14 protein-coding genes are annotated in these 16,063 nt (G+C 70.7%); 6 read left to right on the top strand and 8 right to left on the bottom strand.

What is annotated here, in order from left to right; translation table 11 throughout:
* Window positions 1–128: 128 nt before the first annotated feature.
* The 4 genes from J3A75_RS04405 to J3A75_RS04390 form a co-directional block, all read right to left on the bottom strand.
* The gene (locus J3A75_RS04405; RefSeq protein ID WP_024827729.1) at window positions 129–1,091 is read right to left on the bottom strand and encodes an aldo/keto reductase; all 963 of its coding nucleotides are present in this window, start codon (window positions 1,089–1,091) and stop codon (window positions 129–131) included.
* A 5-nt stretch (window positions 1,092–1,096) separates the two neighbouring features.
* The gene (locus J3A75_RS04400) at window positions 1,097–1,741 is read right to left on the bottom strand and encodes an MBL fold metallo-hydrolase (RefSeq protein ID WP_012317339.1); all 645 of its coding nucleotides are present in this window, start codon (window positions 1,739–1,741) and stop codon (window positions 1,097–1,099) included.
* A gap of 89 nt (window positions 1,742–1,830) precedes the next feature.
* Window positions 1,831–2,214 (bottom strand): hypothetical protein, encoded by a 384-nt coding sequence (locus J3A75_RS04395; protein ID WP_012317338.1) that lies wholly within the window; start codon window positions 2,212–2,214, stop codon window positions 1,831–1,833.
* Window positions 2,215–2,279: 65 nt separating this feature from the next.
* The gene (locus J3A75_RS04390; protein WP_024827731.1) at window positions 2,280–3,947 is read right to left on the bottom strand and encodes an alpha-amylase family protein; all 1,668 of its coding nucleotides are present in this window, start codon (window positions 3,945–3,947) and stop codon (window positions 2,280–2,282) included.
* 156 nt (window positions 3,948–4,103) lie between these two features.
* On the opposite strand from J3A75_RS04390, the gene J3A75_RS04385 reads away from it, so the two are divergent.
* Window positions 4,104–7,139, top strand: coding sequence for a penicillin-binding protein 1A (locus J3A75_RS04385; RefSeq protein WP_012317336.1), 3,036 nt, complete (start codon window positions 4,104–4,106; stop codon window positions 7,137–7,139).
* A 28-nt stretch (window positions 7,140–7,167) separates the two neighbouring features.
* A complete protein-coding gene (locus J3A75_RS04380) occupies window positions 7,168–8,229 on the top strand; it encodes a hypothetical protein (RefSeq protein WP_063111006.1) in 1,062 nt (353 codons plus the stop codon).
* 13 nt (window positions 8,230–8,242) lie between these two features.
* On the opposite strand, the gene J3A75_RS04375 is transcribed toward J3A75_RS04380, so the two are convergent.
* Window positions 8,243–8,461 (bottom strand): hypothetical protein, encoded by a 219-nt coding sequence (locus tag J3A75_RS04375; RefSeq protein ID WP_012317334.1) that lies wholly within the window; start codon window positions 8,459–8,461, stop codon window positions 8,243–8,245.
* 268 nt (window positions 8,462–8,729) lie between these two features.
* Between J3A75_RS04375 and J3A75_RS04370 the strand changes: the two genes are divergently transcribed.
* Both J3A75_RS04370 and J3A75_RS04365 read left to right on the top strand, forming a co-directional pair.
* On the top strand, window positions 8,730–8,978 hold the full coding sequence (locus J3A75_RS04370) for a hypothetical protein (protein WP_012317333.1): 249 nt from the start codon (window positions 8,730–8,732) through the stop codon (window positions 8,976–8,978).
* Window positions 8,979–9,153: 175 nt separating this feature from the next.
* Window positions 9,154–9,792 carry a hypothetical protein gene (locus J3A75_RS04365; protein ID WP_012317332.1) on the top strand — a complete coding sequence of 213 codons (639 nt, stop codon included), beginning with the start codon at window positions 9,154–9,156 and terminating at the stop codon, window positions 9,790–9,792.
* 15 nt (window positions 9,793–9,807) lie between these two features.
* Here the strand turns inward: J3A75_RS04365 and J3A75_RS04360 are convergent, their stop codons facing one another.
* Complete coding sequence (locus tag J3A75_RS04360) at window positions 9,808–10,386, bottom strand: polysaccharide biosynthesis/export family protein (protein ID WP_024827735.1); 579 nt, start codon at window positions 10,384–10,386, stop codon at window positions 9,808–9,810.
* Window positions 10,387–10,575: 189 nt separating this feature from the next.
* Here J3A75_RS04360 and J3A75_RS04355 point away from each other — a divergent pair, with 189 nt between their 5' ends.
* On the top strand, window positions 10,576–12,789 hold the full coding sequence (locus J3A75_RS04355) for a GumC family protein (protein ID WP_070998382.1): 2,214 nt from the start codon (window positions 10,576–10,578) through the stop codon (window positions 12,787–12,789).
* A 13-nt stretch (window positions 12,790–12,802) separates the two neighbouring features.
* Here the strand turns inward: J3A75_RS04355 and J3A75_RS04350 are convergent, their stop codons facing one another.
* Window positions 12,803–13,954, bottom strand: a complete 1,152-nt coding sequence (locus tag J3A75_RS04350; RefSeq protein ID WP_234741264.1) for a GNAT family N-acetyltransferase — start codon at window positions 13,952–13,954, stop codon at window positions 12,803–12,805.
* Window positions 13,955–14,227: 273 nt separating this feature from the next.
* On the opposite strand from J3A75_RS04350, the gene J3A75_RS04345 reads away from it, so the two are divergent.
* A complete protein-coding gene (locus J3A75_RS04345; protein WP_029358503.1) occupies window positions 14,228–15,289 on the top strand; it encodes a polysaccharide deacetylase family protein in 1,062 nt (353 codons plus the stop codon).
* 24 nt (window positions 15,290–15,313) lie between these two features.
* On the opposite strand, the gene J3A75_RS04340 is transcribed toward J3A75_RS04345, so the two are convergent.
* Window positions 15,314–15,970, bottom strand: a complete 657-nt coding sequence (locus J3A75_RS04340) for a DUF2155 domain-containing protein (protein ID WP_012317327.1) — start codon at window positions 15,968–15,970, stop codon at window positions 15,314–15,316.
* Window positions 15,971–16,063 lie beyond the last annotated feature (93 nt).

The raw sequence follows: 16,063 nt of genomic DNA, 5'->3' as shown, positions 1-16,063 counted from the left end.
GGGCGCCCGCGCCTGAACTCTCGCTTGGTCCGCCTGATATAGGGGTTCCGCGTTGAGATTGCACGATTTTACGGGTCCGCGGTTGGCCCGTCCCGTCGCTTTTGTGACGCCCGCCGCTTAACGCTGCGTTAGCCCTCGATGCCGCCCGCGCTCGCCGCATCCAGGCGGTCGATCGCCTCGGGCGCGAGGGTCAGCCGGACGGCGCCGAGGAGCTCGTCGAGCTGCGCCACCGAGGTGGCGCTCGCGATGGGCGCGGTGATGCCCGGGCGGGCGATGATCCAGGCGAGCGCCACCTGGGCCGGGCTGGCGCCGCAAGCCTGCGCGACCGCGTCGAGGACGTCGAGCAGCGCGAGGCCGCGCGGGTTGAGGTACTTGGCCACCCGATTCTCGCGCGCGCGCCCCGCCGCGTCCCGGGCGCTCCGGTACTTGCCGGTGAGGAAGCCGGCCGCCAGGGAGAAATAGCCGATCACGCCGATCTGCTCGGCGCGGCAGAGCGGCTCCAGCTCGGCCTCGTAGCCGCGCTGGGCGAGGCTGTAATCCGGCTGGAGGCACTCGTAGCGCGGCAGCCCCGCTGAGGCCGCGATGCCCAGCGCCTCCGCGAGCCGCGCCGCCGTGTAATTCGAGGCGCCGATGGCCCGGACCTTGCCGGCCGTGATCAGGCGCTCGTGTGCCCTGAGGGTCTCCTCCAGCGGCACCGTCGCGTCGTCGAGATGCGACTGGTAGAGGTCGATCCGGTCGACCCCGAGGCGCCGCAGCGAGGCCTCGCAGGCCCGCTCGATATGGGCCGCCGAGAGGCCTTGGCCGGCCCCACCCAGATCCATGCCGACCTTGGTCGCCAGCACGATCCGGTCGCGCGCACCCGGCCGGGCCGCGAGCCACTTGCCGATCACCGTCTCGGACTCGCCCCCGACGTGGCCGGGGGCCCAGCGCGAGTAGACGTCGGCGGTGTCGATGAAGTCGAAGCCGCTCTCGACGAACCGGTCGAGGATCGCGAAGGACGCGGCCTCGTCGGCCGTCCAGCCGAAGACGTTGCCGCCGAGGCAGAACGGCGCGACCGTCAGGTCGGAGCGGCCGATGCGGCGCCTGTCCATGCGCGTCAATCCTGCAGGAAGGGGTTGGACACGCGCTCCGCGCCGAGGGTGCTGGTCGGTCCGTGGCCGGGAATGAAGGCGACGTCGTCGCCCAGCGGCAGGACCTTCTCCTTGATGGCGTGGATGAGCTGCTCGTGGTTGCCGCCGGGCAGGTCGGTGCGGCCGACCGAGCCCTTGAACACCACGTCGCCGACGAGGGCGAAGCGCGCGTCCCGGCTCACGAACACGACGCTGCCGGGCGAGTGGCCGGGGCAGTGGAGGATGTCGAAGGCGAGCCCGCCGACCGTTACGGCATCGCCCTCGTCGAGCCACCGGTCGGGTGTGACGGGTCGGGCGGCGCCGAGGCCGTAATTGGCCGCCGTCTCGGGCAGGGAATCGAGGAGGAACTTGTCGGCCTGATGCGGACCCTCGATCGGCACGCCGAGGCGCTCGCGCAGCTCGTCGGCGCCGGCGGCGTGATCGACATGGCCGTGGGTCAGCAGGATCTTCTCAACAGTGACGCCCTGCTCGCGGATCGCCGCCTCGATCCGGTCGAGATCGCCGCCGGGATCGACCACGGCGCCGACCTTGGTCGCGTCGTCCCAGATCAGGGTGCAGTTCTGCTGGAAGGGCGTCACCGGGATGATCCCGGCGCGTGGCGTACCTGGCATGTCGTCCCGCGTGTTGGCAGCGTCGCTCCCGACGCTCTCGGCCCGAGTCTACCGCAGAACGCGGGTGGGCGGCACCCTGTGCGAGACGCTCAGGCCACGTCGCCCCTGTGGCGGCGCAGGCCGTCGTGAAGCGCCAGCGTTTCGGTCATGCCGAGCGCCCGCGAGCTCCAGCGGGTCTCCACGGCGTTGACCTGCGTGAACCGGTCGTGGGACCGTCCGCCATAGGCCCCGAACAGGGTTTTCCCCGCCTCGACGGTCCCGTCGCCGCGCGCCGTCTCGTCCGGCCGGTCGATCCGGTAAGACGGCGTCGGCGATCGGCCGGTCACGCCGATCCGCACCCAGGCGTCGCCGTAATGCTTCTGGCACATCCGCATGGTGACGAGCACCTGGCGCAGGTAGTCCTCACCGTCGGCGAGGTCCGGCAGGACGTCGGCGATCGTCGCGTCCGGGGGGTAGTGCTTCGTCCGGGCCATGTCCCACCTCTCGGAGGTGTCCTACCGTGTCGGCCGGCCGAGGGCGAGCCGGGCCCCGGTTTCCCTCACGCCGGCCGCCGCTTCAGCAGCGCGTCGAGCCCGCCGACGCGGAACCAGTGGTAGCCGTACCCTTCCATGAACAGGCAGTGGCGGCCGTCCTCACCGACCTCGCTGCGCGAGCCGGTGAGCACGTCGACGAGGATGTCGTGCTCCGGATCAGGGGATCCCGACGCCATCGCGACCTCGACGGGCTCCGGCGCGAGGTTGTGGACGCACAGGATGGCGTTACCGCGCCATTCGTAGCGCAGTGCCAGGACCGAGGGGCGCCCCGTCTCCATCGCGACGACGTCGCCCCAGCCAATCTCCGGCGCCTCCTTCCGCTGCCGGATCATGCTCTGCATCCAGTTGAGCAGCGAGCCCTCCTCGTGGCGCTGATCGGCGACGTTCACGTGCGCGTAGCCGTAGGGCCCGTGATCGATCAGCGGCAGCACGGTCCGTTCGGCTGTCGAGAAGCCGCCCTGGTGCTCGCTCGTCCACTGCATCGGTGTGCGGGCGCAGTCGCGCTCGGGCAATGCCAGCTCGTCGCCCATCCCGATCTCGTCGCCGTAGCGCAAGACCGGCGTTCCCGGGAGGGTGAACATCAGCGAGTAGGCGAGCCGGATGCGGCGCGGGTCGCCCGCCAGCATCGGCGCGAAGCGGCGACGGATGCCGCGGTCGTAGAGTTGCATCCCCTTCTCGGGGCCGAAGGCGTCGAACACGCTCTGGCGCTGCTTGCCGGTGAGGCGCCCCAGGTCGAGCTCGTCGTGATTCCGCAGGAAGATGCCCCACTGGCAGGAGAGCGGACGGGGCTTCGTCTGCTCGATCGCCTTGACCAGGGGCCGGGCATCGTGGGCCGCCAGGGCGTAGAAGGTCGCCTGATTGACCTGGAAATTGAACATCATGTGCATGCGGTCGGCGTCGTCGCCGAAATAGTCGAGGTCCTGCTTCGGCAGGATATTGGCCTCGGCCAGGATGATGGCGTCGCCCTGGCGCCACTGGAGGAACTCGCGCAGGTCGCGGAGCATCTCGAACTGCTCGCGAGGCTTGCCGCCGACATGGGCGCCCTTCTCGGCGATGACGAAGGGCACCGCGTCCATGCGGAAGCCGGAGACGCCGAGCTGGATCCAGAAACCCATGATCTTCAGGATCTCGGCGAGCACCTCCGGATTGGCGGTGTTGAGATCCGGCTGGAAGTTGAAGAAGCGGTGGAAGTACCACGCCTTGGCCTTCGCGTCGTAGGTCCAGGTGGTCTCCTGCACGCCCGGAAAGACCATGCCCTCGTCGGCGGTCGCCGGCCGCTCCTTCGACCAGACGTACCAGTCGCGGTAGGGCGAGTCCGGGTCGGACCGCGCCGACTGGAACCACGGGTGCTGGTCGGAGGTGTGGTTGACCACGAGGTCGATGAGGACGCGCAGGCCCCGCTGCTTAGCGGCGTGCGCGAAGGCGACGAAGTCTCCGAGCGAGCCGTAATCCGGATCGACGCCGTAATAGTCGGCGATGTCGTAGCCGCCGTCCTTCTTGGGCGAGGGCTGGAACGGCATCAGCCAGACCGCGGTGGCGCCGAGTCCCTGGATGTAGTCCAGGCGTCGCTCGAGTCCGGCGAAGTCCCCGATGCCGTCGCCGTTGGCGTCCATGAAGGTGCCGACCGACAGGCAGTAGATGATCCCGTTCTTGTACCACAGGTCGTTGATCATGGGCCCCCCGGCGTCGTCGCGCCTGACGAACGTGGGAGCCGGCCAAAGCGTTGCCGTTCGGCGTCACCTTAAATCAGCCGCGTTGTGCACGCCCTGTTCAGGCGCGCTCCCGAAAGGTCCGCGCCCGCCCCGTCGCGTCCCCCGAACCCGGCCCGTATGAACGCCATCCTGATCAAGCTGTTCGCGACTGCCCTGACGCTGAGCCAGGTCACGACACGGCCGGACGCGGTCCGGACGCAGTTCGATCCCGCGACGGACGGCCCGGAGGTGGTGCGCCTGTTGCGCGACGGCTGCGCCCACATGCGCAAGGCGTTCGACATCGAGGACATCAATCTCGATGAGTTGATCACCACCGCGATGGAGGATCCGTCGACGGTCGCCGGGCCGGCCGCGCCGAAGATCCTGCACGGGCTCGATCTGAACGAGCTGAACACGAGCTACAAGCAGTTCTGCAAGGGCGAGAACCCGGCGAACTCGCCCTTCGACGCGAAGGCTGTGATCGAGTTCTACGACAACGCCACCAAGGACCTGCCCAGCGCCGAGGCCCTGCGCGACAAGGCCCTGCCGGGCATGACCCGGATCCTCGACGGCGCCGGCAAGCCCTTCGCGGAGGCGTCGGAGCCGAACGGCCGCCGCATCGTGGTGCCGATCACCGCCGTCCCGAACCTCGTGCAGAAGGCCTTCATCGCCGCCGAGGACAAGCGCTTCGAGACCCATCACGGCATCGACGAGCGCGGTGTGATCCGCGCCTTCATCGCCAACCTCGCCTCGCCGGGGCGGCCTGCGGGCGGCTCGACCATCACCCAGCAGGTGGTCAAGAACCTCTCGGTCGGCGACGACGTCACCTACGAGCGCAAGATCCGCGAGATGATCGTTGCGTCGCGTCTGGAGCGCATCCTCACGAAGCCGCAGATTCTCGGGCTCTACCTCAACGGCATCTATCTCGGCCGCGGCGCCTACGGCATCGAGATGGCGGCGCAGAGCTATTTCGGGAAGCCGGTGGGACAACTGACCCTGCCGGAGGCGGCGCTCCTCGCCGGCATGCCCAAGGGGCCGAACTTTTACAGTCCCGACAAGTATCCCGACCGGGCACGGGAGCGGCGCGCCTACGTGCTCGCTCGCCTCAAGGAAGAGGGCACGATCACCGAGGCCGAGATGAACGCGGCGATCAAGGCCGATCTCGGCCTGAAGCCGATCGAGACCGCGCGGCGCGATTCCGGCTTCTACGTGGTGGACTTCCTCAACCGGGAGGCCCGCACCTTCGCGGGGGTGGATTCGCTGACTTCCGGCTCCCTGACCGTCCGCTCCACGATCAACGCGGGCCTGCAGCGCGCCGTCGAGGAGGCCCTGCAGGACGGCCTCGCCAACTACGAGCGCGGCACCGGCCGGCAGGTCTTCACGGGGCCCGAACTCAACCTCGCCGACAGCGTCCGCCGGATCCAGGCCGCGACCCCGGCACCGGAGGCCTCCGCCTCGGCCGCGCCGGCCGTCACCGGCGCGCGGCCGGAGGCCGCGAAACTCGACGCCAAGCCGGACGCGAAACCGCGCCGCGGTGAGAGGGTCGCGGCCGTGCCGCAGAAGAAGCCGGCGTGGCTGCTGGCGCTGGAGAGCGCCCGTCCGGTGCTCTACGACGTCCACTGGCCGCTGGCGGTGGTACTGGAGACCGGCCGCGGCGGCACGAAGGTCGGCCTGGCCGACGGCCGCACCGCCTTCCTCGACCCCGGCATCGCCCGCGGAAAGCTGCAACTCTACGACGTGGTCCGGGTGAAGATCAGTGCCGGCAAGGGCGGCCCGCGCGCGCAGCTTCGCGTCCGGCCGACCGTCCAGGGCGCGGCCCTGGTGATGGAGAACCGGACCGGCCGGATCCTCGCGATGGCCGGCGGTTTCTCCTATCCGCTGAGCCAGCTCAACCGGGTCACCCAGACGGTGCGCCAGCCCGGCTCGACCCTGAAGCCGCTGACCTATCTCGCCGCGCTTAACGCCGGGCTGCAGCCGAACACCCTGGTGATGGATTCCGCCGTGACCCTGCCGCCGATCGGTGGGACCGGCGATTCCTGGTCGCCGAAGAACTACGAGGGCGGCGGCTCGGGACCCACGACCCTCCGGCGCGGCCTCGAATTCTCCAAGAACCTCGTCACCGCCCGGCTCCTCCAGGGCGGGATCGCCCCGAAGGCACCGGCGAGCCTGAAGCGGGTCTGCGACATCGCCCTCGAGGCGCAGATCTATGCCGAGTGCGAGCCCTACTATCCGTTCGTGCTCGGCGCACAGCCGGTGCGGATGCTCGACCTCGCGGGCTTCTACGCGGCGGTGGCCAACGAGGGCGCGCGTCCGGCCCCCTACGCGCTCGAGTCGGTCGAGCGGGACGGCAAGCCCCTCTACACGCACGCGATCAAGGAGCCGGTGCGTATCGCGTCGGCGGACCGTGTGGCCTTCTACCAGCTCAAGACCATGCTGCAGGGCGTGACCCAGCACGGCACCGCCGCGGCGCTCGCGAAGGTCTCGGCCTACGTCGCGGGCAAGACCGGCACCTCCGAGAACGAGAACGACGCGTGGTTCGCCGGGCTGACCAACGAGATCAGCGTCGTGGTCTGGGTCGGCTACGACAACGCCGACGGCACCCGCAAGACGCTCGGCCGCGGCCAGACCGGCGGCCACGTCTCGGTGCCGATCGCCTCGGCGATCCTGCAGGCGGCCTGGGCGAACGGCGTCGCCAAGACGCCGCTGCGAGGCCCCTCCCCCGAGGCGCGCCCGTTCATCGCCGACCTGCCGATCGACCCGCGCAGCGGTGTGCGGGTCGCGGGCGGCGGCTTCCTCGAGCATTTCCGCACCAGCGGCGACGGGCAGATGGCGGACACGCAGTACCGCCTCGTGCCCCGCGAGACGCTCTACGCCATGCGGCCCGACGCGCAGGACGGCGATCTCGCGGGCGCCGACGACGGCGCGAGCGTCGCCGGCGACTACTACGGCAACATGACCGGCGAGCGGCCGCGGGCCGACTTCCTGGATCCGTTCGGCGAGCGTCCCGCGCCGCGCAGCCGCCGCGCGCAGGGCGATGTGGATCTCTACGGGCAGGATCCCTACAAGCCGTGGCCGGGGCAGACGAGTCGCTCGCCCTTCGGCGGGGATGACGACGTGCGCCGCCCGCGCCGCCGCGATCCCGACTACCTGTTCGGCGAAGACCCCGGTTACTGACAGCCCTCCCCGACAGACGAGTATCCCGTTGCGCCAGCAGCTTCCCGCGGCCCTGGCGGCCGCCCTCACGGTCGCGCTCCCGGCCTCCTCGGCCCGCGCTCAGACGCCCGCCGCCAACACCGCCCCGGCGCCCGGGCCGGAGCGGATCAAGGAGGTGCCCTCCGTCACCGCCGTCGATCCGGCAGCGATCAAGCCGGGCCAGATCCTGTTCACCGACCACCGCGACAACCCGTCGGCGCCGGAGAACGGCCTGATCCCGTATCTCGACTGGCTGAAGGCGCGGCCGGCTGAGGCGGCGGCGCTCGCCCCCTATCCCGGCTACAAGGAGCCGGACTACACCGTGACGGTGAACGGCGTGACGAAGCCGCGGCACGAGACCCTGAAGGTCTACGTCGCCGAGGGACGCTTCGTCGTCCCGCGACCGCCCGAGGCGATCGACCTCCAGGCCTTCGCCAACCTCGCCTTCGTCCAGAAAATGGATCCGGCGATCAAGCACCACACCCTGGCGGTCGCCGACGTGACCCCCAACAAGGATCCGGCCGCCGCCTTCGCCAAGCGGCCCGACCGCGCGTGGTGCGAGGGCGCGGGCGCCTGCATCGAGTCGCGCTACGACCTGGAGGGCAAGCTGCCGCTGGGCGTGAAACTCGCCAACAAGCTGGAGGAGGGCTCGGCCAAGAAGATCGCCGAGTTCGTCTCGTTCCAGAGCGAGCTGCGGGTGCTCGGGCCGGACCAGGGCGACCGGCTCAGGGCGCTCACGAAGATCGATACCGCGGTGACCGGCGGCCTGGAGCAGACGATCTTCTGGGTCAACCAGATCCTGCGCTTCGGCAAGTTCCTGGCCGTGCTCCAGCCGATGCCGAACGACCCGACCAAGACGGTGGTCACCGCCTACATGGCGCTGGCGATCAAGGGCGACGTGCTCGACCGCAAGGCAGAGTACGCCCGCGTGCCCGTGCTCAAGAACCTGCTCCCGGCGCAGGTGCTGATGGGTAATTCCAGCTTCAACACCGGCAATTCCATCAGCGCCGGCCTGCCGGTCTACGCCCGCAACCGGATCGCCACCTTCGCGGACGCGCTCACCAAGCGGTGACGCGCCGCGCGCCTCACATTCCGCGGTTGCCGATCGTCGGCAGCGTCGGCTGGGTGTAGGCGCGGTTCACGTCGCGGCGGGTCTGCGTGCCGTTGGTGTTCCCGGACGCCCGGTAGTTGTCGAGGTTGAAGGTCTCGGCGAGGCCGCTGCGGGTATCCGGGCCCTCGCTGGTGGTGCAGGCGCAGAGGCCGCCGAGGGTCAGCGCGGAGAGGGCGAGAAGGGTCAAGCGCATCGTCGATCCTGAAAGCGGGCCGTGGCCGGGCCGTACCCGGCGAGGGCCGGACCGAACCCTCACGGGGCGTCTGGCGGCATGGTCAGCGCGGCGGAGCGTCCGTCAAGGTCGCGCGCAAGATGTAAATCGGTTCTGCCGTCTCCGATGCGCAGCGGCCACGGAAAATGCACCACACGCCGGGATTGCGGCGGATAGGGGCGGTCATTCGTGTTGAGTCCGGTCCTCTCCCCCTGGCGAATCCCGGTCGTTTCGGGCGACAACCCACGCGATGAGCAACGTCTTGCCCTTCCGTCCGCGCCCGACCGTCACGCGTCTCGCTCGCTGCGAAGTTGTGACCGTGGCCGGTGATCTCCTCGCCCTGCTGGAGCAGCTCGAGGATGTGAGCGCCCGCGCCGCCGCGATGGGGCGTCCGGCGATCGAGGTCGAGCGCACCGTGCAGCACCTCCTGGATGCGGTGAGCGCCGTCGAGCGCGCACTCGACTGCATCGGCGAGGGCGAGCAGTCGGCGCCGGGCTAGCCCGCGTTCTCCGCGCCCAAACGCGCCGCGATGGCGTCGTCGGAAGCGTCGAATCCTGCACCATCGGGCCACTGCCCGTCGTTCCTGAGTAGACGCTAAATCATCCGGAACCCTCCAGTACGCCTTGCGGTTGAGGGTCGGATGCTCACGTCGGGCGTCGGTTCCGGAGGGTGCTATGAGGCTTCGCACGAGCAGCTTGCTGGCCGTCATGGCGGCCGGCGGTCTCCTCGCCGGAACGGCGATGCGCGCCCAGGCCGCTGAGGTCGGCTTCCTCGAGATGCTGTTCGGCGCCCGGCCGCCCGCGCAGCAGGCCCAGCCGGCCCCTGCCCCGGCGCCCGCCTTCGAGGGCCGCGCCTTCGGCCGCCACGCCACCCCGCGGCTCGGGGCGGCGCGCCGACGTTTCCAGACCCGCTACGCGGCGCTCCCGCTCAAGATCCGCGTGAAGGAGCGGGAGATCAGCGAGCGCCAGACGCCCATCGACATGAAGGCCGGCGCGACGGCGGCGCTCCTCAAGGATGAGACGCTGCGGCCCGGTGACATCGTGGTTCTGAATACCGGTGCCCGGGTCTTCACCGGGAATCCCGAGAAGCGCCACGCGATCCGGGACTTCGAGCCGGTTCAGAACTCGCGCTTCGTGAGCCGGGGCACGCGGAAGGTCCTGGCGGGCCTGTTCACGCCGGTCGGTGCGGTGCCCGCGCAGGAGGCGCGTCGGATGATGGCGCGCGCGCGTCAGCCGATGCCCGAGGTGGCGACGCCGATCCCGGCGCAGAAGACCGCCATGCGGGTCATCAACCCGTGGCAGAGTGGCCAGTGACCGTCGGGGCGCCGCTCAGAAGAATCGTTCCTTGATGACGATCGTGTCACCCGGTCGGACCGCGTAGGTCATCGGCACGATCCCGGAGATCAGCGAGCCGCCTGCATCGCGGGTCAGGACAGCGTAGTCCCGCGCGGCCCGGGGGCCGAAGCCGGCCGCGATCGCGACCGCCGTCTCGACGGTCATGCCATTCACGAATGGGTACTGGCCGGATGTCGTGACCTCCCCGAGGATGTAGAACGGCCGGTAGGCGTCCACCTCCACGGTGACGTGCGGCTCGCGCACGTATCCGGCGGCCAGCTTCGTCTCGATCGCCTTGGCGGCCTGCGCGGTGGTCTGGCCGCCGACCTGCACGGTCCCGATCAGCGGCATGGCGATGCGCCCGGCGCCGTCGACCGCGTAGATGTTGGACAGGTTGTCCTGGCCGAACACGATCACCCGAAGCTTGTCGCCGGCCGCCAGCGTGTACCGCGCCGCGATCGAGCCCGTGCCGGTGGCATCGAGCTGATCGGTGCGGAAGCTCGGTCGCAGGCAACCGCCGAGCGCCAGAGTCGAGCCGAGTGCGAGGAGCAGAGCGCGCCGGTTCATCACCATCGCCGTCATGGATGCAGTTGCGGGATCATCTAGGCCGTTAAGGTTAATGAACCTTGATCGCCGTTCGGCCGGCATTGCCCCGCCACCGGTCCCCGCGCGCCTTAACTCTTGAGCAACCTTAACATCCACTAATGGCGGCGGGACGGCAGTAATGCCTGTTCGGTTTGTCTCCGCGTTCAGAGCGTCCGCATGTCCACGATCCGTCAGCGCTCGATCTATGCCGTGCCCGGACCCCAGCCGCGCGCCGAGGAAGGCCTCGGCCTCGCGCAGCTGCCGCGGATCCTGCGGCGCTCGATCGGCTGGATCGTCGGGCCGACCCTGGTGGTCGCCCTGGGCGCGAGCGTCTTCGTCAACGTGGTCAGCCCCCGCTACACCGGCGAGGCGAAGGTTCTCCTCGAGAGCCGCGACCCGGCCTTCGCCCGGACCGCGCAGGAGCGCGGCGACCAGCTCGCACCGATCGACGAGCAGGCGGTGGCGAGTCAGGTGCAGGTGGCCATGTCCCGCGATCTCGCCCGCGAGGCGATCCGCCGGCTCAAGCTCGTCGGCAACGCCGAGTTCGATCCCGGTGCGGGCAGCATCGGCGCGGTTCAGCGCGTTCTGATGATGCTCGGCATCGGCGCCAATCCTCTCGACCGCCCCGCAGAGGACCGGGTGCTCGACGCCTATTTCGATCACCTGCTGGTCTATCCCGCCGGCAAGTCGCGGATCCTGACGATCGAGTTCCGCGCGAAGGACCCGAAGCTCGCGGCCGAGGCCGCCAACACCATCGCGAAGCTCTACATCGGCTCGCTCGAAGCCGATAAGGTCGACACCGCCCGGTACGCCTCCACCTGGCTCGGCGGCAACATCGACGGGCTGCGCAACCGCGTCGCCGAGGCCGAGGCCAAGGTCGAGGCGTTCCGCGCCAGGAACGGCCTCGTGGGCAGCACCGGCGTTGCCGGCCGGCCGCTCAACGCCCAGCAGCTCGGCGAATTGTCGAGTCAGCTCTCCGCGGCGCGGAGCCTGAAGGCCGACCTCGACGGCAAGGTGAAGGCCATCAAGGATCTGATCAAGGACGGGCGCGCCTTCGAGATCCCCGACGTCGCCAACAACGAGGTGATCCGCCGGATCGTCGAGAACCGGATCGCCGTGCGCGCGCAGCTCGCCCTCGAGTCTCGGACCCTCCTGCCGGCCCACCCGCGGATCAAGGAGCTGAACGCCCAGCTCGAGGACCTCGACGCGCAGATCAAGGCCTCGGCCGAGCGCGTCGTGCGCACGATGGAGAACGATGCCAAGATCGCCGGGGCCCGAGTCGAGAGCCTCCAGGCCGCCGTGGACGGCCAGCAGGACGTCGTCGTCCGCGGCAACGCCAGCGAGATCCAGCTCCGGGCGCTGGAGCGCGAGGCGAAGGCGCAGCGCGAGCAGCTCGAGTCCTATCTCGGCCGCTACCGCGAGGCGGCGGCGCGCGACGGCGAGGCCGCGACGCCCGCCGATGCCCGCATCGTGTCCCGCGCCGTGACGCCCGAGCTCCCGTCCTTCCCGAAGAAGCTGCCGATCGTCGCCTTCGCGACCCTGCTGACGCTCATGCTGTCGGTCGGCGGCGTCATCGCCAGCGCGCTGCTCGCGGAGTCCGGCCGCCCCGCCGGCGACCGCGACGGCGACCCGGCGGACGATCGCCGCCGCCGCGAGCCGGTGCTGGATCGGCCGTCCTTCACCTTCCCGGAAGCGACGCCGGCCGCGCACTGGTCCGAGCCTCCGCGGTCGGCCGCCGAGACGGCGCCCGTCGCGCCGACGGCGATCCGCAGCGCCGACACGTTCGATCTCGCGCCCCTCGTCGCCCGGATCGCGGCGACGCCCCGGGCCCCGGAGGCGCAGGCCGGTCGCCGGATCCTGATCGTCGAGACCGAGGATCGACGCGGCGTCCCGACGCTTCCCGAGGCTCTGACCCGCGCCCTGGGTCGTGAGGGTAGCCTCGTCGCCGTCGACCTGAACCTGCCGCACGACGGTACGGCAGGGCTCGGCTTCTCCGACCTCGTCGCCGGCGAAGCCGCCTTCCTCGACGTGATCCAGGCACGCCGGGACAGCGGCTATCACCGGATCGAGGCGGGCTTGCAGGATTCCGCCGTCCTCTTCGACGAGTTGGATGCTCTGGCGCTGACCTTCGAGGCCATGGCCGAGGCCTACGACTGGGTGATCTGCCGGCTCTACGCCGCGCCGCGGGCCGTCGACCTCCTCGAGCTGGTCGCCGGTTTCATGGACAGCGTCGTCATCGCGTCGAACGCCGATGCCGAGGATCCGGCGCTGGCCGACCTGTACGCCTTGGCCGAGGAGGCCGGTGCGGGGCAGATCCTAGTGGCGCAGGATCGTGCCGCCGCATCCGAGGTCGCGGACGCCCGGGCGGAATTGCGCCTCAACGCCGCCTAGGCCGGGACGCCGGTCACGATCGGCGCAGAGTGCGGAGCCGTTTCAGGAGGGCGTAGAGGCGCGGGTCCCGCTTGATCCGCCGCTTCGTGCGGTTCAGGCCGCGGCGGAGCGCACCGTAGATCCGGCCCCGGAGGGTGACCGGAATGATCGTCTCGACGAGGCCGATCGTCTCGTCGCAGATGCTGGCTTTGTAGCGGGCCTCACCGACGCCGAGGTCGAAGCCCTGCCGGCCGCGCGCGGTCTGGTCGCGCACCAGGTGCTGGAGCAGCAAGTCACCGGGGCTGTAGCGAGCGATCTCGGGGTCGCCGTCGAACGCCGTCATCATGCCGCTGAAGCGCCGCTCACTGACGGCGCCGCCGAAGGTCGCGAGGACGCGACCGCTCTCGGCGAGGCACAGGGCGTACAGCTCCACCGCGGGTTCGGCGCCGGTCGCCGCGGCCGTCAGGAAGGCCCGGATCGCGGGGTCGGCGTAGGGGTCGGACACCCCCATGCCGGCGAAGCGGGCCGATTTCTGCGCGAAGAACGCCGCCAGCAGGCGCCCCGCCTCGTCGGCGGTCTCGGCGCGGCGGTAGGTGATCGCGCCGTGCGCCTCCACGAGGCGCTTCTCCTTGGACCGCAGCTTCTTGCGGGCATCCGCGCTGAAGACCCGGCGTACGGTTGCCTCAGGGTCCGGCCCGAGCATGAGGCCGTAGGCGTCGCTGGCCTCCGCCTCGCCGCTAGCGGCGAGCGGGTTCGCCGCCCCGTCCCACATCCGGGGCTGATGCTTCAGGGCGAAGGCGTCGATCCCGTCCGCGCGGCCGGCGCGGATCAGGGCCGCGACGATGCTGCCGGGCGCGATGGCCGCCGCGCCGCGGGTGGCGAAGAGCGGCAAGTGATAATTGGCGTGGGTGTCGCCGACCGTGCGCGCGAGGCGCAGGCCGTGCTCCCGCTGAAGCGTGAACGGGATGAGGATGCGTGGCCGGCCGTCCGCGTCCCGCAGGACCGCGACGCGCGCGCGTTCGGCCTGCCCCGTCGCCCGCAGGTAGGCGCCGATCCAGTCGAACCGCTGGTAGGGTGTGCCGAGGCTCGCCGGATCGGCCTCGAGGCGCCGCCAGAGCGCCTCGGCCGCGGCGAGGTCCGGCATGATCTCCGCGACGAGCCCCCCGGCGATGCGCGTATCGACCATGTCCGTTCCCGTTACTTGGACGCCGACCGCCATGACCCGATCTCCCGGGGACCGCTCACGGTCCCGTGGCGCCCCAACCCTGACGGGAGGCGACTGAACAGCCCGTGACTTCAATCGACGATGGTATGATCCCGGTGCCGGATGGTCCGGCAAAGCTCAGTCGTGGCTAATGACAGCTTGCGATGAGCGCCGCTGCGCGTGCTTTCGGGTTTGTTTACCCCGGCACGCCAAGGCTGTGCCGCGCTGGGCCTCGGGCCCGAACGGTTCAGGGCCATGCTGTCGTCGCGTGCCAAGCATCGGGTCTTCGCGTCGGGCTTCCGCGCGATCCAGGCGCTGGGGGCAGACCGCTGGCTCAGCCCCGCGGCCCGCGGCCTCGGCGTGATCCTCACGTTCCACCACGTCAGCCCCGACCCGGTGCCGGCCTTCGCGCCGAACCGGCTGCTCGGCATCACCCCGGACTTCCTCGACCTCACCCTGCGCGAGCTCGACGCCCGCGGCTTCGAGATCATCGGCCTGGATGCGGTGCCGGAGCGGCTGGCCGAGCCGGATTACGGACCGCCCTTCGCCGTCCTGACCTTCGACGACGGCTATCGCGACAACGTCGTGCACGCCCGTCCCGTGCTGGCCCGCCACGGCGCGCCGTGGACGCTGTTCGTCACCAGCGGCTTCGCCGATCAGGCCGGCCGGCTGTGGTGGGTCGAACTGGAGCGGGCGATCGCGCGGCTGGACCGGGTGCGCATCGAGATCGGTGCGCGGAGTCTCGACCTTCCTGCGCGCAGCCCGCAGGAGAAGGCGCTGGCGTTCGAAGCTCTGTACCGCGACCTGCGCCACGGCGACGAGGCGGACCTCCTCGAGCGGATCGCCGCCCTCTGCCGGCAGGCCGGCTTCCCGCCGGGGCGCCTCGCCGCCGATCTGTGTCTGTCCTGGGACGAACTGCGCGACCTCGCCGTCGACCCGGCCGTCACCGTCGGCGCGCACACGGTCAGCCACCCGATGCTGGCTAAGCACGCCGCCGCGTTCGCATCGCGCGAGATCGCCGAGGGGCGCGCGCGGATCGAGACGGAACTCGGCCGACCGGTGCGACACCTCTCCTACCCGGTCGGAGACCCGTCTTCCGCCGGCCCGCGGGAATTCGCGCTGGCGCGGGAGATGGGCTTCGCGACGGCGGTGACCACGCGGCCGGGCCACCTCTTCGCCGAGCATGCCGGCCATCTCCAGGCCCTGCCCCGGGTGTCGGTGAACGGCTGCCACCAGACGCGCGCCGCCCTCGCCGGACTGCTCTCCGGCGTCCCGTTCCTGGCCTGGAATCGGGGGCGTCGCCTCAACGTCGCCTGAAGCGACGACGCGCTCGCGACGGCGTCAGCGGAACAGCGCGTCGAACAGGTTCTGCGGCTGCTGCTGCGGCGGCGGGGCCGGCGCCGGGCCCTCGTTCGACGGGAAGAACTTGCGCGAGGGCTTCTGGCGGGGCTGCACCGGCACGCCGCGCGGCGCCTCCACGTCGACCTGGCCGTTGGCGTTGAGCTGCTGGGCGGTCTTGGTCGCGTCCTTGCCGGGGCGCTTCGCCTTCTCGGGCTTGGCCGCCACGGCCGGGACGTCCTCCTGCTCCTTGGCCTCGGCGATCACGTCGCTGCCGCCCTTACAGTCGACCAGCCACACGTCGTAGATCGGGTGTTCGATCGCGTGGAGGCCGGGGCTCGACGCGAACATCCAGCCGGTGAAGATGCGGCGGTACTTGTTGTCGAGGGTGACCTCGTCGACCTCGAGGAACGCCGTGGTCTTCGCGCTCTCGGTGGGCGGGCGCGTATAGCAGACCCGCGGGGTGAGCTGCAGGGCGCCGAACTGCACGGTCTCGTCGACCGCGACCTCGAAATTGACGATCCGGCCGGTGATCTTGTCGAGCCCGGAGAACACCGCGGTCGGGTTCTTGATCTTGTCGGCAGCGGCGGGGCCGGCGCAGACGAGGAGCGCGAGGCTCGGGGCGAGCGCGCGGCGTGCGAGGGCGGTGATGCGGCTCAAGGCTCGGACCCCTAGACGAGGGTGGCCGGCCGCGCCAACGGCTGCGCGGCGGACGATCGGGATTGGCCCGTCATGAACACCGGAACGGTGGCG

Source organism: Methylobacterium sp. PvP105, assembly GCF_017876975.1.
In the GTDB taxonomy this organism is placed as follows: domain Bacteria; phylum Pseudomonadota; class Alphaproteobacteria; order Rhizobiales; family Beijerinckiaceae; genus Methylobacterium; species Methylobacterium radiotolerans.
Note: the sequence above shows the minus strand (reverse complement) of the source record. Positions and strands in the feature narration are given on the sequence as shown.